The organism is Clostridium sp. LY3-2, from assembly GCF_024705715.1.
Taxonomy (GTDB): domain Bacteria; phylum Bacillota; class Clostridia; order Clostridiales; family Clostridiaceae; genus Clostridium.
Genome location: NZ_JAMDLQ010000028.1, coordinates 18,513 through 39,464 on the forward strand (window position 1 = coordinate 18,513; position 20,952 = coordinate 39,464).

Here is a 20,952-nt window from a genome sequence, read left to right on the forward strand (position 1 = left end):
AACATATACGTATATGTTTATAAGAAGGAGGGGAAGTTATGAAAAAGAGATGGTGGCATAACTCAGTAGTATATCAAATTTATCCAAGAAGCTTTAATGATTCTAATAATGATGGAATAGGTGATATTAGAGGTATTATAGATAAACTTGATTACTTAAAAGAATTAGGGATAGATGTAGTTTGGTTAAGTCCAGTTTATAAATCACCTAATGATGATAACGGATATGATATTAGTGATTACAGAGATATAATGGACGAGTTTGGAAGTATGGGTGATATGGAAGAACTTATCTTAGAAAGTAAAAAAAGAGGAATAAAAATCCTTATGGATTTAGTATTAAATCATACTTCTGATGAGCATAAGTGGTTTATTGAGGCTAAAAAGTCAAAAGATAATAAGTATAGAGATTATTATATATGGAGAAAAGAGCCAAACGGTTTAAAGTCAACCTTTGGGGGAAGTGCTTTTGAATATCATAAAGAAAGTGGCGAGTATTATCTTCATCTATTTAGTAAAAAACAACCTGATTTGAATTTTGAAAATAAAGATCTAAGAAAAGAAATCTACGATATGATTAACTTTTGGATAGATAAAGGTGTAGGTGGATTTAGGTTAGATGTTATAGATTTAATAGGGAAGGTTCCAGATAAAGAAATAAAGGAAAACGGACCTAAGCTTCATGAGTATCTAAAAGAAATGAATAAAGAAACCTTTGGAGATAAAGACTTATTAACAGTCGGAGAAACTTGGGGTGCGACTCCTGAAATAGCAAAGCTTTATTCAAGCGAAGAAGAAAAAGAACTTAGTATGGTATTTCAATTTGAACATATAAGTTTAGATAAGATACCTGGAAAAAGAAAGTGGGACCTTAAAAAGCTAGATTTAAGAGACTTAAAAAGAGTATTAAGTAAGTGGCAAATAGAACTAAAGAGTAATGGTTGGAATAGTCTTTTTTGGAATAATCACGACCTTCCGAGGATAGTTTCAAGGTGGGGAAAAGATGATTCTGAAAAAAATCGAGTATTAAGTAGTAAGATGCTTGGAACTATTCTTCACGGAATGAGGGGGACTCCTTACATTTATCAAGGTGAAGAAATCGGGATGACTAATATAAGATTTAAAGACATAGAAGATTATGATGATATTGAAATAAAGAATATGTATAAAGAGAGAATAGCTTTAGGTTATAGTCACGAAGATATAATGGAATCAATCTATGCAAAGGGGAGAGATAACGCTAGGACTCCTATGCAGTGGGATGATTCTTTAAATGCTGGTTTTACAAAAAACAAACCTTGGCTTAAAGTTAATGAAAACTACAAAACTATAAACGTTAAAAATGCTTTAGAAGATAAGGATTCTATATTCTATCACTATAAAAAATTAATAAAACTAAGAAAAGAAAACGAAACTATTATTTACGGTGATTATACTCCTTTAGATTTAGAGTCTAAAAACACATTTTCTTATTTAAGAGAATTAAATGGAGATAGGATACTTGTAGTTTCAAACTTTTATGAAGAAGAAACAGAGTTTAACTTAAAAGGAATAGAGTATAGGGATTTAGAAATACTAATTAGTAATTATAAAGATTCTAGCAAGGAATTAAAATCCCTTAAGCTTAGACCTTTTGAGGCTATTATGTTTAGATTAAAGTAGAGGGCAGAAATGCCCTTAATTTTTATATAAAAATATTTTTTTAAAAGTTTTATGAAAACGATTGACAGAACTTGTACGTATAGTGTATATTTAAAACATAAGATATACGTACAACTTTTTAAGAGGAGGTATTTTAAGGTGGGTAAGTTTAAAGAAGATGTAAACCTTTTAGTAGAATATATTGGAGGAAGAGACAATATAGCTACATTAACACATTGTGTAACTAGAATGAGATTCGTATTAAAAGATCCAAGCAAAGCAGACGCTTCAAAGATAGAAGAATTAAAATCTGTTAAGGGTACGTTTACTCAAGCTGGTCAATTTCAAGTTATTATAGGTCCAGAAGTATCAACTTTTTATAATGAATTTATAGGACAAACAGGTATAGAGGGAGAAAGCAAAGAAGCTGTAAAAGAAGCTTCAAAAAAAAATATGAGCCTTCTTCAAAGAGCAGTTGCAAATTTAGCTGAAATCTTTGCACCAATCATTCCAGCTATTATAGTTGGTGGTTTGCTTTTAGGTTTTAGAAATATTATAGGTGAGATGAAGTTATTTGAAAATGGAACGATGACTTTAACAGAGATTTCAGTATTTTGGAATGGGGTAAATAGTTTTCTTTGGTTAATTTGCGAAGCTATATTCCACTTCTTACCGGTTGGAATCACTTGGTCTGTTACTAAAAAGATGGGTGCAAACCAAATGCTAGGTATAGTTCTTGGTATAACATTAGTTTCACCACAATTACTTAATGCTTATGCAGTAGCAGGGGCAGATAAAATTCCATACTGGGATTTCGGATTCTTTAAAATAGAAATGATAGGTTACCAAGCGCAAGTTATTCCAGCTATTTTGGTAGGATTTGCATATGTTTACTTAGAAAGATTTTGGAAAAAAGTATCACCAGCATCTATAGAAATGATAATAGTACCATTTTTATCATTAGTACCAGCTGTATTATTAGCACACACAGTATTAGGGCCTATAGGTTGGAAAATAGGAGACCTTATAGCACAAGGAGTATCATTTGGATTTAACTCATCAATAGGATGGTTATTTGGAGGAATATATGGATTTATCTATCCAATCTTAGTAATCACAGGATTACACCACACTCTTTTACCAGTAGATTTGCAGCTTATAGCGTCAACTGGGGGAACTTATATGTGGCCAATCGTTGCACTTGCAAATATAGCACAAGGTTCAGCAGTTTTAGGATACATTTACTTAAAGAGAAAAAATGATGAAGAGAAACAAGTTGCAGTACCAGCTTGCATATCAGCATACCTTGGGGTAACAGAACCTGCAATATTTGGTATAAACTTAAAATACTTCTACCCATTCATAGCTGGACTTACAGGTTCAGGAATAGCAGGTATTATATCTATGGTTACTGGAGTCGTTGCAAACTCAGTTTGAGTTGGAGGACTTCCTGCAATCCTATCAATCAGAGGTTCTAGCATGTTACCATACGCTTTATGTATGGCAGTTGCGATAGTAGTACCATTTGTACTTACATTAGTATTTTCAAAAACAAAGCTAGCTAAGTATGGAACAAAATAAGTTCTTTAATATAAAAAAATAAATGAAAGGGGTTATTTTATAACTCCTTTTATGCATTTAAAGAAATTAACTTGACAGAATAAAGAAAAAACATTATCTTATACTTGTACGTATAAGTTGGAGGTTTAAAATGAGTGACTTAAAAAACAGTGTAGTTTATCAAATTTATCCTAAATCATTTAAGGATTCAAATGGAGATGGACTTGGAGATTTAAAAGGAATAGTAGAAAAATTAGATTATTTAAAAACTTTAGGAATAGATTATATATGGCTGACTCCGTTTTATGTGTCACCACAAAAAGATAACGGCTACGACGTAGCTGATTATTATAAAGTAGATCCAAAGTTTGGAACTATGGAAGATTTCGAAACTTTAGTTAGTGAAGCAAAAAAGAGAGATATTAAAATAATGCTAGATATGGTGTTTAATCACACATCAACTGAACACGTTTGGTTTAAGAGGGCATTAAAAGGTGAAAAGAAATATAAAGATTTTTATATATTTAAAAAAGGTAAAGATAAAAAGGAGCCTACAAACTGGATTTCAAAGTTTGGAGGAAACGCTTGGGAGTACGTTGAAAGTTTAGATGAATATTATCTTCATTTATTTGATGTAACTCAAGCTGATTTAAATTGGGATAATGAAGAACTAAGAAAAGAGATTTATAAAGTAGTAAACTTTTGGCTTCAAAAGGGAGTTAAAGGTTTTAGACTAGATGTAATAAATTTAATTTCAAAACCAAAGGTATATGAAGATGACCTTTTAGGGGATGGAAGAAGGTTTTATACTGACGGACCTAATATCCACAAATACTTAAAAGAACTAAACGAAAATACCTTTGGAAAATATGACGACGTAATAACGGTAGGTGAGATGTCATCAACTTCAATAGATAATTGCATAAAATACTCAAACCCTAAAGAAAAGGAATTAAGCATGGTATTTAATTTCCACCATTTAAAGGTAGATTACAAAGACGGTGAAAAGTGGTCTTTAATGGATTTTGATTTTAAAAAGCTTAAAGAGTTATTTAGCACTTGGCAAGAAGAAATGATAAAAGGCGGAGGGTTTAATGCACTTTTTTGGTGTAACCACGATCAACCTAGAGTAAATTCAAGGTTTGGAAACACAGAAAAATATCACAAAGAATCTTCAAAGATGCTAGCGACTTCAATTCATATGATGAGTGGAACTCCTTATATCTTCCAAGGGGAAGAGTTTGGGATGACTAACCCAGATTTTGAAAGTATAGATGAATACAAAGACGTAGAATCTATTAATTATTATAATATTTTAAAAGAATCAGGTGCTTTAGAAAAAGATATAATAAAAATACTTAACTCAAAATCAAGGGATAACTCTAGAACTCCAGTTCAATGGGATGATTCTAAAAATGCTGGATTTACGAAAGGAACACCTTGGATTAACACTTCGAAAAACTATATAAATATAAACGCTAAAAATGCATTAGAAGATAAAACTTCAGTATTTTATCATTATAAAAAGCTTATAGAGATAAGAAAAGAAGAGGAAATAGTTTCTTTAGGTGATTATAAAATATTAAATGAGGACCACGAGAAAGTTTATGCTTATAAGAGAGAGTATAAAGGAGAATCATTAATAGTTATAAATAACTTTTATGATGTAGAAACTGAAATCTCTATAGAAGAAAAATACTTTAAAGACAAGGATATAAAAATTCTTTTATCAAACTATGATGATAGTAGTTTAGATTTAAAAAGATTAAAATTAAGACCTTACGAATCTATAATATATAAATTAAGTTAAAGGTTAAGCTTAGGCTACAAATAAGGTAGCCTAAGCTTATTTTAATATAGTATAATATATGTAAAGATTTTAAAGTTAAGAGGTGCAACATGAGTAAATACGTAAGTATATACAATGAGTTTGTAGGAGATATAGAAAACGGTATATTAAAAAATGGAGAAAAGTTAAAATCTGAATCAGATTTAATGAAGCAGTATGATGTATCAAGAGATACTATAAGAAAATCATTAAACCTTTTAGAGCAAAATGGTTATATTCAAAAATTAAAAGGTAAAGGTTCTTTCGTTTTAGATAGAAATAAATTTGATTTTCCTGTTTCAGGTATAACTAGTTTCTACGAGCTTACAAAAAAGATGGGTAAAGAGATTAAAACTCAAGTTGAAGAATTTAGCTTAAAAGCAGCTGACGAAAAAATGAAAGTAAAATTAGAGCTAAGTGAAGGAGACCATATCTGGAAAGTAGTAAGAGTTAGGAATATAGATGGAGAAAATATAATTTTAGATAAAGACTACTTAAACGGAAGTATAATTCAAACTTTAACTTTAGATGTTTGTAAAAGATCTCTTTATGAATATATAGAAGGAGAGCTCGGGCTTAAAATTTCTTACGCAAAAAAAGAAATAACAGTTCAAAAGGCATCTACAGAAGATAAAAGACTTTTAGATTTAGAGCATTATGATATGGTAGTTGTAGTTAAAAGCTACACTTATCTAAACGATACTACTCTTTTTCAATACACTGAATCAAGGCACAGACCTGATAAATTCAAATTTGTAGATTTTGCAAGAAGATAAAGTTTTAAAAAGCATAAGGATAAACCTTGTGCTTTAAATTTTAGGGGAGAATTTATGAAAAATAAAATGAAATGTTTTAAATGTGATTCTACTAAAGTTAAAAAAGTAAAAGCACTACCAGTAAAGGCTAGAGAAGGATTCAAAACAAAACTTTTAAACCCTAACTATTATATCTGCTTAGATTGCGGGTATAGTGAGGTTTGGTTTGAATCAAAGGAAGAGTTAGATTTTTTATTAAAATAGAGAGTGAATTTATAAAATGCCGTATATTTTAAATTAAATATACGGTATTTTTCTTTTTATAGATTTAAACGTAAGGTTTCGTAAGGTTTTCTTATAATTATTTTAAAACCTACTTTTTATAATGAAAATATATTATAAAAAGAGGTGTAGAGGATGAAAAAAGTTATTATATTAATTATTTTATTATGTTGCGGCGGTTATATTTTTTTAGGAGAAATGCTACATAAGGAAAGTTATAAGAGCCCAATTATTCATAAAAATATAAAAGATAATGAACTAGTTTTAGTAAATAAAGAAAATGGTGTAGATAAAGATTATCAAGACGATAAGCTTGTAATACCAAATATAAGGTTTAATAATAGCTCTAGTAATGAAGAAAAGCATGTATCTAAAAGAATAGCTAAAAGCCTAGAAGAGATGTTTAAGGATGCTAAAAACGAAGGGATAATCCTTTTAGGTAATTCAGGATATAGATCATATAAATCACAGGTACAAACTTATAATAATAGAGTTCAATCAGAAGGAAAGAAAATGGCTGATGCGTACGTTGCAAAACCAGGTTTTAGCGAACACCAAACAGGGCTTTGCATAGATATAAGAAACGAAGGAAAATATTTTGCTAAAGGAACAAAGGAAGCGGACTGGTTAAATGATAACTGCTATAAGTATGGATTTATTATAAGATACCCAGAAGGGAAGGAATCAGTAACAGGTATATCATACGAGCCTTGGCACGTAAGATATGTTGGTAAAGAGGCTGCGAAGATAATTCACAATCAAAATATTACTTTAGAGGAATATCTAAGGGATAAAGCTTAGATTAAATTAGTTAAATTTGTTATACTTACAGGGATACCTTAGGGTTAAGGTGAAAGGAGAAATGTTATGAAGTTTATTGATTTAATGGATCCATTTTTAATGCAATTAGTAATTGTCCCAATGATAGTTATTGGATTAGGTGTTTTAGTAGCTTATGTTGCAAAAAAAACATTTATTGGACCTTTAACAACTTTGTTTTTAAATATTTTATATGAAATTTTATATATTATGCACTATTACCCTAAATCAGAAATTACTTTAAGTTCTTGGAATATTATTTTTCCTCTAATTTCATTAATATTTTCTTTTATTGTAGTAGCAAATCGAAGACATGACTATACATAATAGAAATTGTTAATATAGGTAGTATATAGGTATCAATATAGGAAAAGTTTCGAGCTACTTAGTAAAACTAATAAAAATATTCGGTTTAAATCTTGAATTAGGTACTAAAATATACTATAGATATCGCATTATTCAGTGGTGAATTTGCGATATTTTTATTGTCTTTATAAAACACCTGCTATGCGAGTGTGTTCAGAAAAATTTTGCTGTTGTAATATGTAAAAAACCTTATTTTGCTAAAATTAAATTAGGTTCGCAGCCAAATTTAAATAGTAAAAGGAGGCATCAGTAATGGATATTAATAGTTTATGACACACAAAATGGAATTGTAAATATCACATAGTATTTGCTCCAAAATATAGAAGGAAAAAAATCTACGGAGAAAAGAAAGAAGAAATAGGGAAAATATTAAGGTAATTATGTGAGTGGAAAGGTATTGAAATTCTCAAAACGCATGCTTGTATAGATCACATTCACATGTTAGTATAAATTCCACCTAAAATCAGTGTTTCTAGCTTTGTAGGATTTCTAAAATGTAAAAGTAGATTAATGATTTTCGAAAGATTTTCAAATTTAAAATATAAATATTGGAATAGACATTTTTGGTGTAGAGGATTTTATGTGGATACAGTAGGAAGAAATAAAAAAGCAATAGAAGAATATATAAGAAACCAAAAAAAATAAAGAGGGTGATTTTGTATTTTGTAGAAAATTAAGTAGTGCAATATTTGCACTACTTTTTCAAAAAAGAAAACCTATAAAATGTTGAGAACAAGTGAAATCAACGTTTTATAGGTTTTAATAATTTATTTGGTGCCACCAGTGGGAATCGAACCCACACGGTAAAACCGCATGATTTTGAGTCATGTGCGTCTGCCAGTTCCGCCATGGTGGCATAAAAATTTGCAACTTGTATAAAATATTATAGCATAGGAAAGTAAAAGATTGCAATTAAATTAACAAAGAGAGAAATAAAAAAAGTTTAATAACCCCTTAAAAATGGGGAAAAATAAAGGATATAGAAAAATATTAAAAAAAAATGAAAGAATAAGGTTGTTTGATTGTGGTAGATTTGCTAAAATATATTTAGGATAAAACTATCCCACAGGGACAGTTTTTGACCTAGCTAGAAAATAAACTAGAGATAAAACTCGTAGTTTAGAATCTAATAATTAGGGAGGAGTAATTAGAATATGATGTATTCAAAAGAAGTTGAAGAAATGTGTGTAATCGCAAAAGGACCTAACCACGGACCAGCACCAATCCCTGTAGAAGGAAGATGGGTAGCAGCAAAAGAAGTAAGTGATATTTCAGGTCTTACTCACGGTATAGGTTGGTGTGCACCTCAACAAGGAGCTTGTAAGCTTACTTTAAACGTTAAAGATGGAATAATAGAGGAAGCATTAATAGAAACTATAGGATGTTCAGGTATGACTCACTCTGCAGCAATGGCTTCAGAAATATTACCAGGAAAAACTATATTAGAAGCATTAAACACAGACTTAGTTTGTGATGCTATAAACACTGCAATGAGAGAATTATTCTTACAAATCGTATACGGAAGATCTCAAACTGCATTCTCAGAAGGCGGACTTCCAATAGGAGCTGGACTTGAAGATTTAGGAAAAGGTCTTAGATCACAAGTTGGTACTATGTACGGTACAGTTGCTAAAGGACCTAGATACTTAGAAATGGCTGAAGGTTACGTAACTAAAGTTGCTTTAGATGCAGACAACCAAATTATCGGTTACAAATTCGTTCACCTTGGAAGAATGATGGAGTTCGTTGGTAAAGGAATGACAGCTAACGAAGCTATGGAAAAAGCAAGCGGACAATACGGAAGAGTTGCAGACGCTGTTAAATTAGTAGACCCAAGACACGAATAATTTATTAAAAGTTGTAAGGAGGATTTTTAATCATGGCATTATTTGAAAGTTATGAAAGAAGAATAGATCAAATCGTTCCTGTATTAAACAAATACGGAATGAAAACAATAGAAGATGCGAAAGTAGTTTGTGATGAAATCGGAATCGATCCATACAAAATCACTGAAGAAACTCAACCAATCGCATTCGAAAATGCTAAATGGGCATACACTTTAGGTGCTGCTATAGCAATCAAAAAAGGATGTACAACTGCTGCTGAAGCTGCTGAAGCTATCGGAGAAGGATTACAAGCTTTCTGTATCCCTGGTTCAGTTGCTGACGACAGAAAAGTTGGTTTAGGACACGGAAACTTAGGAGCTATGCTTTTAAGAGAAGAAACTAAATGTTTCGCTTTCTTAGCAGGACACGAATCATTCGCTGCTGCTGAAGGAGCTATCAAAATAGCTGAAAAAGCTAACAAAGTAAGAAAAGAAGATTTAAGAGTTATCTTAAACGGTCTTGGAAAAGACGCTGCTATGATCATCTCAAGAATCAACGGATTTACTTATGTTGAAACTAAATTTGACTATGCTACAGGAAAATTAAACATAGTTAAAGAAACTGCTTACTCAAACGGAGACAGAGCTAAAGTTAAATGCTACGGTTCAGACGACGTTAGAGAAGGTGTTGCTATAATGCATCACGAAGGAGTTGACGTTTCAATCACTGGTAACTCAACTAACCCTACAAGATTCCAACACCCAGTTGCTGGAACTTACAAAAAAGAGTGTGTAGAGCAAGGTAAAAAATACTTCTCAGTAGCATCAGGTGGTGGTACAGGAAGAACTCTTCACCCAGATAACATGGCTGCAGGTCCAGCTTCATACGGTATGACTGATACTATGGGAAGAATGCACTCAGATGCACAATTCGCAGGATCATCATCAGTTCCAGCTCACGTTGAAATGATGGGTCTTATCGGAATGGGTAACAACCCAATGGTAGGAGCTACTGTTGCAGTTGCTGTTGCTGTAGAAGAAGGAATGAAAAACAAATAATTTAAAATTAATATTTTAAATTTTTTAGTACCACAACTTAGGTTGTGGTACTTTTTGTATTTAGAGGAATTATAAAAATATAATTATATTTTAAAAAAATAGTGTTCAAATCTACATTAAGGTAATACTAATAGTAAGGTGGACATAAAATTTTTTATCTAGTTTATTAATAAATTATAGTTTATTTGAACTGTAGTTATATTATGTTAAAATGTGGTGAATTTAACCTATATTAGATGGTTAATAGGATGCTATTGCCGTATAATTAAAGAGAGGATAGGAGGAATTATTATGGATATAGGAATTATAAAATTTAGAGCAAGAGAAAAAATGAAAGAAGATAAAGCGGTTATCTTAGGTGTTTCATTAAGTTCAATAGTATTAGCGCTTTGCATTGCTGAAGTTAATATGTACTTAGGAGTAGGATTTACATTACTAGCTTGTATGGTTGAAGCCTTCATAGGAGTTGCTATGACAGCTTTCTTCTTAAATATCGTAAAAACAGGTAGAGGTAAGTTAGCTAGTTTAAAAGTTAGTCCTAAAACTTATTTTAGATATGTTGGATATACAATCTTTGTAGGTTTATTTAGTTTAATTGTTAGCTTAATACTTTGTATTCCAATAATATTTAAACTATTAGATTATATACGTAATATTGATTTATTATTATATTATGGAATAGGTATTGGAGATTTAGGCGGTTTAGTTGGAGAAATTATTATCCTTGTTATTATCGCAATAGTTGCAGGAATAATATTTAATTTATTCTTCTTCTGTACTAAGTTTTTAATAGTAGAAGGAAACTCTGTTAAAGATAGTTTCGGAAAGTCAATCGAAATGATGAAAGGTTACAAAGGAAAATTATTCTTAACTCAACTTTCATTTATAGGTTGGTTCTTAATAGTTATTATAACTTGCGGAATTTATTCAGTTTGGTTTATCCCTTACTACAATGCTTCTATGGCTCAATTCTATCTTGAATTAAAGAGAGAATTAAACGGAAAAAATGAAGCTAAAGAAGACTTAGAAGAAAGCACAGATTCAGTAGATGAAGAAATAATAGTTGAAAACACAGTTTTCTCTGGAACTAACGAAGGAGAAACTGAAACAGTAGGTGTTATAGAATCTGCTTCAAAGCCTAAAGAAGAAGTAATAGAAGAGACAATAGAAGATGATACTGAAAAGTAAAATTTAGTTTTTATTAAGAGAGAATAACAAAGGTTATTCTCTCTTTTTTTGATTCTATAACTAAAAAACAGGATAAAGAAGCATTTACTAATAAAAATTAACTAATAATATTAGAAATAGAAAAAATGTATACAAACGCTAATTATTCAATAATATTTCTGAAATATTATCTAAATTATAAATATATAAAATAATAAATGAGAAAATATTGAACATAAAATGAACTAAAATAACAAATGATTAACAATATAAAAGAATGATGAAAAAAACTATAATTCAAGTTAGAATACCATTAGGGGAAGGCGGAAAGGAATTATTAGTTGGAATAATTTATTTTCTAAAATAACACATCACTAAAAAATCCTTATGAAATAATAAATGTACAACAACTACTTAAAATTAAAATTAACTGAATTTTCGGGGAGGGTTAATTTTAATTTAGATTAATAAGGAGGGGGCTCTTTATTATATATAGAATAGCATATGGGCTTTGTTATTCAAGTTGGAGTGAACGGAATTAAAAAGAGGGTTTAAAACATGGTTAAAATAGTAAGGGTATTTTAACCGTTAGGGGAATGTGGTAAAAAGCGGAAAGGTTAATTAGCGGATAATTAACAAAAAAACATATAGTGAGAAATATGTTAGCAAAAAAGCTATGTCTAATAAGACATGGCTTTTTTGCGTTGATTTGCTTTTTTCATAAAAATATGGAAATATTAAAACTGTTCGACTAATAAAAGGTAATTTATAATAAAATCATAGATTACATAAACGGTTTAAATCAAATGAAATCTTAACAGAGGGTGAAAAATATGAGGAAAAAATTGATAATTCAAAATCTAACTGAAAGCAATCCAGTTAGCTTAAAAGAATTAGTAGATAAGGTTAAAGTTTCTGATAGAACTATTAGAAATGAAATTAAGGATATCAACTTAGAAACTTTAAAAAATGGATTTTTAATAGAAAATATTAGGGGTAAGGGTTATATACTTAAAATTACAGATAGTGATAAATACAAAAGTTATAAGGAATCAATAAATGAAATTAATTCAAGCTATCTTATAAAGGGGGAAAGAATTAATAGAATCATAGAGATACTTTTAACGAACAATGGATATATTACAATAGATGAAATCAGTGAGAGATTAGATTATAGCAGGAGCACTATAATTAAAGATTTAGAAGAAGTCAAAAGAATAATCGAAGAACTTAATTTAAAATTAGAATCTAAGTCAAGCTTTGGAATTCTTGTTAAAGGAAGTGAAATCGGAATTAGAAAAGCATTTTCTAATTACCTTTATAGGCACAATAGTAGTATAAGTATTTCTAAAAATAAGTATAAGGGTGTGTTTTTTAAGGTAAAGGAAATATTTTTAAAAGAAGTTATTAAAGAAAAAATTGATATAAGTAACTTAGCTATAGAAAATATTTTTAATCACTTGCAAATTCTTATTTTAAGGCTTGAAAGTGAAAACTTTATTAAAGAGGATACAAGCAATAAGGATATAATAGGTGAGATTGATGTATATAACAAGCTTAGGTCTATATCAAAAAGAATATTTGATTTAATAGAAAATGAGCTAAATATTAATATTCCTAGAATTGAAGTAGATTATTTAGCAGCTCAGATACTATATAAGTCTAAGATGTTTTTACAAAGTGATATTGTAAAAACTAAAGTCAAAAAAGATATAGAAGAGATTCTAAAAGAGATTGATAAAAAAGCATATACAACTTTTTCAAGTGATTATGAACTTATAAATAATTTACTTATGCATTTAAGTGCGTTGATAAGTAGGGCAAGAACAGATACGCAACTTAAGAATCCTTACTTTGATGAAGTAAATACAAGATACTCAGCTGTAGTTTCTATAGCAGTAAATTTTACTGATGATTTCTCAAAAAGATGGGATATGAATATTGAAAAAGATGAGATTGCTTTTATTGCAATACATTTTGTAGCTCACTTTGAAAAAGCAAGACAGCTTAAATCAAACGATAGAAAAAAGATTGCTATTATATGTCCAACAGAAGGTGGACTAGCTTATCTGTTAAAACTTAAACTAGAGAGAGAGCTTAATGAGTCTATAATAAGTACATTTACGAGTATTCAAATAGATGAGATGAAAAAAGATAACTATAGTTATATAATTACAAGCACTGAAATTGAAGAGGTGTTAAATGGTAAGGTCTATAGAATAAATAATTTATTTTCAGAATTAGAAATTGAAGATATTTGTAAAGATATTAAAAGAGATGATGTAAAAAATGAAAATAATAAAGATATGTTAGATGAGGTTTTCTTTAAAAGATTAAGTGGTGGGAAAAATTTAGATTATAAGAAATTTTTAAAAGAAGAAGCTGACATGTTACTTAATACTAACAGTGTAAATGAAGATTTCTTTGAATTAGTAATAAAAAGAGAAAAAAGTTTAAGCACTGCATATAAAAATGGTGTTGCAGGACCGCATGCTATGGAAATGAATGCACTTAGAAATTGCTTAAGTATAACAGTATTTGAGGAAAGCATAGATTGGGGAGGCAAAGATATAAATATCATATGTTTAATATGTATGAAAAAAGGTAGCTTGAATCTCCATAAAATGATAGGAAGCAATTTATTTAAAGTTATAAATAGCAAAGATTTAAGAGATAGCATTTTAAAATGTAATGATAAAAAAGAATTTATAAAAATTTTTATGGATAAATAGGAGGAGAAAGGGAATGACAGAATTAGAAAAAAACGCATTAGAGATAATTGGGGCTTCAGGCGATAGTAGAGGAGAAGCTTTTAAAGCATTAAGGTTTGCAAGAAGTGGGAATATAGATAAGGCGAGAGAAAGCCTTAAAATATCAAAAGAAAAAGCTAGAAAGGGACATGAGGTACAAACTAAGCTTATTATGAATGAATCAAAGGGAGAAAAAACTGAGTTAAGTCTACTTATGATTCACGCTCAAGATCATTTAATGACATCTCTTATGGCATATGACCTTATAGAAGAAATAGTAGAGATGTGTGCAAATAAAAATATATAGTTAAATTAGGAGGAGAAGGTTATGAAAATATTATTAGTATGTGCAGGTGGTTTTTCAACTACAATGATGATGGATTCAATAAAAGAAGTTATAAAAGGGAGCCAAAAACTTGATATAAAAGACTTTACACCTATGGAGGCTATACCGGTTGATAGTTTAACAGAAAAAATTGAAAATTACGATATAGTTTTAGTTGGTCCACAACTAAGTCATAAATATGATTATATAAAGGAAATAGCTTTAGAAAATGATAAACCAACAGTATTATTAACTTCTGATATTTATGGAGCTATGGATGGTGCGACAGTTTTAAAGCAAGCCCTAATAGCACATAGGAAACATAGAGGATAGTAATAAGAAACTACTAAAAAGAGGGGGAGAAAGATGGGAACTTTATTTGGAAAATTCGAATCTATTATAAAAAAGGTTTTAATGCCAATAGCAAATAAGATAGATAAACAACAGCATCTAAGTGCTGTAAAAAAAGGGATGGTTGTATTAACTCCAATATTATTATTAGGATCATTAGCATATCCATTAAAAACAATAAAAAATATTTTTGAAGATTCAGCAGCTGTTCAAAGCTGGTTTGAAAATAATGTTTATTTAATAGATTTAATGATAAAACTTTCATTAGGGATGATAGGTTTATATGGAGTTATTGCAATAGCATATTTCTTAAGTGAACATTATAAGATCTACACAATAGGTTCTGTTTCATTAGCTGCATTTGCATATATGCTACTTACTGTGTCTTATGATAAAAATGGCATGATGAATGCTGCATATTTAGATTCAAAAGGATTATTTACAGGTATCTTTGTAGCTATTATAGTTGTTGAAATTTATAGGTATTTTACAGTACATAAATTAGTAATTAAAATGCCAGAAGGGGTACCTGATTTCGTATCAAAATCTTTTGAACTTATTACACCTACAGCAGCAGTTGCAATCATATTTTTAACTTTAAGATATGTTGTTGCAACAGCAGCAAACGGATTGTTAGTTCCGGAAGTTATTATGAAAATTTTAGCACCAGCTATAGGGTCTTTAGATAATTTATGGGTAGTTGCAGGGGTAATAGCACTTAGATTATTATTCTGGTTCTTTGGAATACACTCAGCTGTATTAAGCCCTATACTATCTCCAATATTTGTTCAATACCTTGCAGAAAATATTGCTGCAAAAGAAGCAGGACAAGCACTTCCACATTTTGTTACAGGAGGAACGTTCTCTGCATTTGTTAACTTTACAGGGTCTGGGGTAACTATTGGATTAGTTATTGCAATGTTAATTTCTAAATCTCAAAGATATAAAAAAGTTGGTAGAGTTGCACTTGTACCATCACTGTTTGGAATAAACGAACCAGTTTTATTTGGGGTTCCTGTAATTTTGAATCCTGTTTTAATAATACCTTTTATATTAGGGGGTACATTAGTTGGGATTTTCCCATTAGTTCTTATGAAATTCGGTATTTTAGATAGACCATTTTTTGATCCGCCATATTTACCACTATTTTGCGAAGGATATTTAACTAACTTCGATTGGAAGACTCCATTTGTTCAAATATTACAAATAGCTATGTCTTTTGGGTTATATTATCCATTCTTTAAGATTTTAGAAAAGCAAGAGTTAGAAAGAGAAGCTAAAGCGAAATTCGAAAAAGAAAATGGTGTTGATGTCTTTAATAATGAAGATAAAGAAATTTTAGATGATTTAGATTTAGACTTTTAATAAAAGATGTCACATAATTTGTGACATCTTTTTAAGTATTGTTAGAAGTGTTAAAAGCCAATTTCTTATAAATAAAAGGGGTGTTAAGATGAATGAAAGATTAAAGAAGCTAAGAGAAAAGTTAAGTGAGAAATCTATAAAGGCAGTACTTATAAAAAATAAATTTGATAGGGAATATCTTTTAGGGTTTAAATCTAGTTCTGGATATATACTGCTTACTTTAGATAAATGTTTTTATATCTTAAATAAAAAGTATACACTAGATGCAAAAAAACAATGTCTAAACATAGATATAGTTGATGATGATAAAGAGCCTATAAGTAAAATATCTGAAATATTAAAATCATTAGGAATCAATGAAGTGAGCTTAAATAGTGATGAGTTTTTAGTAAGCGAATACCTTAAATTAAAATCTAAAACTAATATATTATTTTGTGAAAACTTAATTAAAGATATAAGAAGTGTTAAAGACTCAAATGAAATTAATAAAATACGTAAAGCCTGTATGATTACTGATGAAATATATGAAGAGGTATTAAAGTTTATAAAAGCTAATCAAAATCTTAAAGAGGTTGATGTTAAAAACTTTATAGAAAAAGAAATGTTAAAAAGAAATGTGGAGAATTCCTTTAGAATAATTGTTGCAAGTGGTATAAATGGAGCTAAACCACATGGAAGACCTACTGAAAAAAGACTTAAAAAAGGTGAATTAGTTACTATTGATTTTGGAGTTGTATATGAGGGCTATAGATCAGATATAACTCGTACCTTCGCTTTAGGGGAAATAAGAAATCAAGAACTTTTAAAAATCTATGATACTGTCTATAAAGCACAAGAAAAAGGGGTTAATGCTGTGTTTAACGGGATTCTTATAGAGAAGTTAGACTTAGTTTGTAGAGATTATATTAGAAATAAAGGATATGATAAATATTTTGTACATGGAACAGGACATGGTATTGGGCTTGAGGGGCATGAGTGTTTTGAAATCAAAAGTGGAATAAATAAGAGTATTTTAAATAATTCTGTATTTACAATTGAACCTGGTATTTATATTGAAGGAGTCGGTGGAGTTAGAATAGAAGATACTGTCTTAGCTATAGATGGTATAGGGGAAAGATTAACAAAAAGTAAAAGAGAATTAATTATGTTATAGGAGGGATTTATAATGGAAAGTATTAAATTACTTGAGAAGTTATGTATGGCTGATGGTATTTCAGGAAATGAGGATGAAGTTCGAGACATTATTAAAAATGAAATAAAGTTATGCTCAGATGAGATAAAGTTTGATAATCTAGGAAGTATTATAGGAATAAAAAAAGGTGAAGAAGATGGATTGAAAATAGGACTATTTGCACATATGGATGAGGTGGGGTTTATCATTAAAAGCATAGATGACAACGGATTTATAAAAGTATTTCCAATAGGCGCTTGGAATATTATGATGACTACAAGTATGGAAGTAAGAGTTACAAATAGCTTAGGAGAAAAGTTTATAGGTGTTTTAACTACGGATAAAAGCGGTGAAATTAGAAGTTTTGATGATTTTTATGTGGATTTAGGATTTAATTCAAGTGAAGAATTAAGAAAAAGAAATATAGAAGAGGGAAATATGATTACTCCTTATAGAAAGTTTCAGTATATGGGAGAAGAAAAAGTTTTAGCAAAAGCCTTAGATGATAGATTAGGTTGCGTATTAGCCGTAGAAACATTTAAGGATTATTTAGATAGTAAGAATACTTTATTTTGTGTAGGAACAGTACAAGAGGAGGCTGGAACTAGAGGTGGTGAAACTTCTGTTGATCTTATAAATCCAGATATAGCAATAGTTATAGATATTGCATCATCTAAAGATACACCAAATCAAAAAAACGGAAGGCGTATAGGTGGGGGCCCAGCTCTTGTATATGCTAATAAGTTGTTTATCTCAAATAAAAAAGTATATAACTTTGTAAAGGAAATATGTAAAGAAAATGATATTAAATTCCAGTTTGATATTATGAATGGAGGAACAGATAGCGGACCTGTTCATTTACATAAGGAAGGTGTAATAACTATAGAATTAATAATTCCAATTAGAAATGCACATACAAGTGTTTCTGTTTTTGATATTAATGATTTTATAGAAGTTAAAAAATTAATAAAGAAGATTTTAGAGGAATTAAATAGAGATATTTATAATGAATTTAAAAAATATTAGAGGTGATATATATGGTTGATTTTAATAAGGAAATAGATAGAAGAGGAACTTATTGTACTCAGTGGGATTATATAGAAGATAGATTTTCTGAAAAGGATTTGTTGCCATTTACAATTTCAGATATGGATTTAGAATCACCTAAAGAAATAATAGAAGCATTGAAAAAAAGAGTGGAACATGGTGTTTTTGGATATAGTAGATGGAATCATAGTGATTATAAAGATGCAATAAGAATGTGGTACAAAAAGAGGTTTGGTGCAGAAATTAATAGTGAATGGATAGTGTATAGTCCAAGTGTAATGTATTCTGTAGCTAAGTTTATAAATTTATTTAGTGAGGAAGAAGATGGTGTTTTGATACTTACGCCAGCTTACGATGCCTTTTATAAAACAATCGCAGCTAATAATAGGAAAGTAATAGAATCTTCTTTAGTTTTAAAAGAAGATAAATATTTAATAGATTTTGATGATTTTGAATTAAAATGCAAAGAAGCTAAAGTGTTTTTATTATGTAACCCTCACAATCCTACTGGTAGAGTTTGGACTTATGAGGAATTAAAAAGGATAGTGAAAATATGTAACAATAATAAAGTTAAAATTATTTCAGATGATATTCATATGGATATAACATATGAGAGGAAAACTACACCTATATTTAAATTAGAAGGTAGTTTAGAAAATATTATTTGTTCATCTCCTTCTAAAACATTTAATATTCCAGCACTTACAGGATCTTACGTTATAATTCCAGATAAGAATTTAAGAAATGAATTTATAAAAATAATTAAAGATAAAGAAGCGGTATCATCTCCTTCTATCTTTGCTGTTATTGCAACTATTGTTGCATATAACAAATGCGAATATTGGGTTGATGAATTAGTAAATCATACAAAAGAAAATATAAACTTAGTTAAAAATATTCTAGAACAGGATCTAAAAAGTTTGAAATTAATAAATCCAGATGGTTGTTATTTTGCTTGGATCAACTTTAAGGATTTAAAGCTTAGTAGTAAAGAATTTCAAATATTATTAATCCAAAAAGGGAAGGTTGCTATAATGCCAGGAAATACTTATGGGAAAGTTGGAGAATATTTCATAAGGCTTAATGTTGGTTGTTCTAGAGAAAAGGTTTTTAAAGGCTTAGAAAGAATAAGGGCTGCACTAGAATAAACACGTACGATTAATGGCGAATTAATAAGTTAATATACGTAAAATCGATATATTTATTAAAAAAATAGCTAAAACTGAAAAAAATATTCGGAGTTAGGGTAGAAAAATGTAAAAAAATAAGGTATTATAGAATGCGGACGAAATTTACATGAAAGAGTGATAAGATGAAAAACCTTTTTAAAAAAGACGGTCTATTAGATAATTATTTCGATATTACTAAGGCTGGTTCTACACCTAAAACAGAAGTTTTAGCTGGTATTACAACATTTATGACGATGGCATACATACTAATTGTTAACCCATCAATTTTATCAGCAGCTGGAATGGATCAAGGAGCAGTATTTACTGCAACAGCACTTTCGGCATTTGTTGCAACTATGCTTACTGGATTATACGCTAAATTACCTTTTGCACAAGCACCAGGAATGGGATTAAACGCATTCTTCGCTTTCACAGTAGTTCTACAAATGGGTTATTCTTACCAATTTGCACTTACTGCAGTATTCTTAGAAGGTATTATATTTATATTATTAACTTTATTTAATGTTAGAGAAGCTATCGTAGACTCTATACCAGATTGTATTAAAAAAGGTATAGCTGTTGGAATCGGGCTTTTAATAGCTTTAATTGGACTTGAAGGAGCTGGAATAGTTGTTCACCAAGATGGAGGAACAATTGTACAACTTGGGAATATAGTAAAAGGACCTGGTCTTTTAGCTATCGTTGGTTTATTAATAACATCAGTTTTAATAGCTAGAAGAATCAAGGGAGCTTTATTTATTGGAATGCTTGTTACAGCAATAATAGGTATACCTTTTGGTTTAACACCTATGCCTCACACTTTAATGAGTGCACCACCTTCAATTAAAGGTGTGTTATTTGCTTTTGAATGGCATAACATATTTAGTTTTGATATGGTAATAGTATTATTTACTTTATTATTTATGGATTTATTTGATACTATAGGTACTTTAGTTGGAGTTGCAACTAAAGCAAAAATGCTTGATAAAGATGGAAAAGTTCCAAATATCAAAAAAGCATTATTATCAGACGCTATAGGAACTACTTTCGGAGCGTGCGTTGGAACAAGCACTGTATCAACATTTGTTGAAAGTGCATCAGGAGTTGCAGAAGGCGGAAGAACAGGACTTACAGCTGTAACTACAGCTATAATGTTTGGTCTTGCATTATTCTTTGCACCGATATTTGCAGTAATCACTCCAGCTGTAACAGCTTCAGCTTTAATATTAGTAGGTTTATTTATGATTGAACCTATAAAAGAAATAAACTTAGAAGATTTTACAGAAGCTATACCTGCATTTTTAACTATAATAATGATGCCTTTCTCATATAGTATATCTGACGGTATCATATTTGGAGTTGTATCTTATATTGTATTAAAAGTTTTCACTGGAAAATTCAAAGATATAAGTGTAGCAACAGTTGTAATTGCAATAATCTTTATTTTAAAGTTTGTAGTACATTAGAAGTTTA

At 29.6% G+C, this 20,952-nt stretch carries 17 protein-coding genes, 1 tRNA gene and 2 pseudogenes; 19 read left to right on the plus strand and 1 reads right to left on the minus strand.

All coding sequences use genetic code 11. The annotated features are described in order from the left end of the window. Positions 1 to 38: 38 nt before the first annotated feature. The 8 genes and pseudogenes from M4I33_RS09390 to tnpA all read left to right on the plus strand — a co-directional run bounded on the left by M4I33_RS09390 (position 39) and on the right by tnpA (position 7,895). The gene (locus M4I33_RS09390; protein WP_257916540.1) at positions 39 to 1,661 is read left to right on the plus strand and encodes an alpha-glucosidase; all 1,623 of its coding nucleotides are present in this window, start codon (positions 39 to 41) and stop codon (positions 1,659 to 1,661) included. 138 nt (positions 1,662 to 1,799) lie between these two features. Then, positions 1,800 to 3,221 (plus strand): annotated as a pseudogene (gene treP, locus M4I33_RS09395) (PTS system trehalose-specific EIIBC component). A gap of 130 nt (positions 3,222 to 3,351) precedes the next feature. Continuing rightward, a complete protein-coding gene (gene treC / locus M4I33_RS09400) occupies positions 3,352 to 5,010 on the plus strand; it encodes an alpha,alpha-phosphotrehalase (RefSeq protein ID WP_257916541.1) in 1,659 nt (552 codons plus the stop codon). Between the two features lie 89 nt (positions 5,011 to 5,099). After that, entirely contained in the window at positions 5,100 to 5,804 is a 705-nt protein-coding gene (treR, locus tag M4I33_RS09405) for a trehalose operon repressor (RefSeq protein ID WP_257916542.1), read from the plus strand. A gap of 54 nt (positions 5,805 to 5,858) precedes the next feature. Further along, complete coding sequence (locus M4I33_RS09410) at positions 5,859 to 6,047, plus strand: hypothetical protein (protein WP_257916543.1); 189 nt, start codon at positions 5,859 to 5,861, stop codon at positions 6,045 to 6,047. A 153-nt stretch (positions 6,048 to 6,200) separates the two neighbouring features. Continuing rightward, positions 6,201 to 6,866: a M15 family metallopeptidase gene (locus M4I33_RS09415; RefSeq protein ID WP_257916544.1), complete on the plus strand. Its 666-nt coding sequence runs from the start codon at positions 6,201 to 6,203 to the stop codon at positions 6,864 to 6,866. A gap of 66 nt (positions 6,867 to 6,932) precedes the next feature. Continuing rightward, positions 6,933 to 7,211: a hypothetical protein gene (locus M4I33_RS09420; protein WP_257916545.1), complete on the plus strand. Its 279-nt coding sequence runs from the start codon at positions 6,933 to 6,935 to the stop codon at positions 7,209 to 7,211. 291 nt (positions 7,212 to 7,502) lie between these two features. Continuing rightward, a pseudogene (tnpA, locus tag M4I33_RS09425) lies at positions 7,503 to 7,895 on the plus strand (IS200/IS605 family transposase). Positions 7,896 to 8,022: 127 nt separating this feature from the next. Here the strand turns inward: tnpA and M4I33_RS09430 are convergent. Continuing rightward, positions 8,023 to 8,106: transfer RNA gene (locus M4I33_RS09430), tRNA-Leu, on the minus strand. Between the two features lie 298 nt (positions 8,107 to 8,404). Between M4I33_RS09430 and M4I33_RS09435 the strand changes: the two genes are divergently transcribed. From M4I33_RS09435 to M4I33_RS09485, 11 genes are all read left to right on the plus strand, one after another. Continuing rightward, positions 8,405 to 9,097 (plus strand): iron-sulfur cluster assembly scaffold protein, encoded by a 693-nt coding sequence (locus M4I33_RS09435; RefSeq protein WP_194189950.1) that lies wholly within the window; start codon positions 8,405 to 8,407, stop codon positions 9,095 to 9,097. 32 nt (positions 9,098 to 9,129) lie between these two features. Beyond that, on the plus strand, positions 9,130 to 10,134 hold the full coding sequence (locus M4I33_RS09440) for a GGGtGRT protein (RefSeq protein WP_257916546.1): 1,005 nt from the start codon (positions 9,130 to 9,132) through the stop codon (positions 10,132 to 10,134). 291 nt (positions 10,135 to 10,425) lie between these two features. Continuing rightward, a complete protein-coding gene (locus tag M4I33_RS09445; RefSeq protein WP_257916547.1) occupies positions 10,426 to 11,322 on the plus strand; it encodes a DUF975 family protein in 897 nt (298 codons plus the stop codon). 812 nt (positions 11,323 to 12,134) lie between these two features. Beyond that, the gene (locus M4I33_RS09450; protein ID WP_257916548.1) at positions 12,135 to 14,033 is read left to right on the plus strand and encodes a BglG family transcription antiterminator; all 1,899 of its coding nucleotides are present in this window, start codon (positions 12,135 to 12,137) and stop codon (positions 14,031 to 14,033) included. 13 nt (positions 14,034 to 14,046) lie between these two features. Beyond that, complete coding sequence (locus M4I33_RS09455) at positions 14,047 to 14,358, plus strand: PTS lactose/cellobiose transporter subunit IIA (RefSeq protein ID WP_257916549.1); 312 nt, start codon at positions 14,047 to 14,049, stop codon at positions 14,356 to 14,358. A 21-nt stretch (positions 14,359 to 14,379) separates the two neighbouring features. Then, on the plus strand, positions 14,380 to 14,709 hold the full coding sequence (locus M4I33_RS09460; RefSeq protein WP_257916550.1) for a PTS sugar transporter subunit IIB: 330 nt from the start codon (positions 14,380 to 14,382) through the stop codon (positions 14,707 to 14,709). 33 nt (positions 14,710 to 14,742) lie between these two features. Continuing rightward, entirely contained in the window at positions 14,743 to 16,092 is a 1,350-nt protein-coding gene (locus M4I33_RS09465; RefSeq protein WP_257916551.1) for a PTS sugar transporter subunit IIC, read from the plus strand. A gap of 88 nt (positions 16,093 to 16,180) precedes the next feature. Further along, positions 16,181 to 17,245, plus strand: a complete 1,065-nt coding sequence (locus tag M4I33_RS09470; RefSeq protein ID WP_257916552.1) for an aminopeptidase P family protein — start codon at positions 16,181 to 16,183, stop codon at positions 17,243 to 17,245. Between the two features lie 12 nt (positions 17,246 to 17,257). Further along, a complete protein-coding gene (locus M4I33_RS09475; protein WP_257916553.1) occupies positions 17,258 to 18,289 on the plus strand; it encodes a M42 family metallopeptidase in 1,032 nt (343 codons plus the stop codon). Between the two features lie 11 nt (positions 18,290 to 18,300). Further along, the gene (locus M4I33_RS09480) at positions 18,301 to 19,458 is read left to right on the plus strand and encodes a MalY/PatB family protein (RefSeq protein ID WP_257916554.1); all 1,158 of its coding nucleotides are present in this window, start codon (positions 18,301 to 18,303) and stop codon (positions 19,456 to 19,458) included. A 164-nt stretch (positions 19,459 to 19,622) separates the two neighbouring features. After that, the gene (locus tag M4I33_RS09485; protein ID WP_257916555.1) at positions 19,623 to 20,945 is read left to right on the plus strand and encodes an NCS2 family permease; all 1,323 of its coding nucleotides are present in this window, start codon (positions 19,623 to 19,625) and stop codon (positions 20,943 to 20,945) included. Positions 20,946 to 20,952 lie beyond the last annotated feature (7 nt).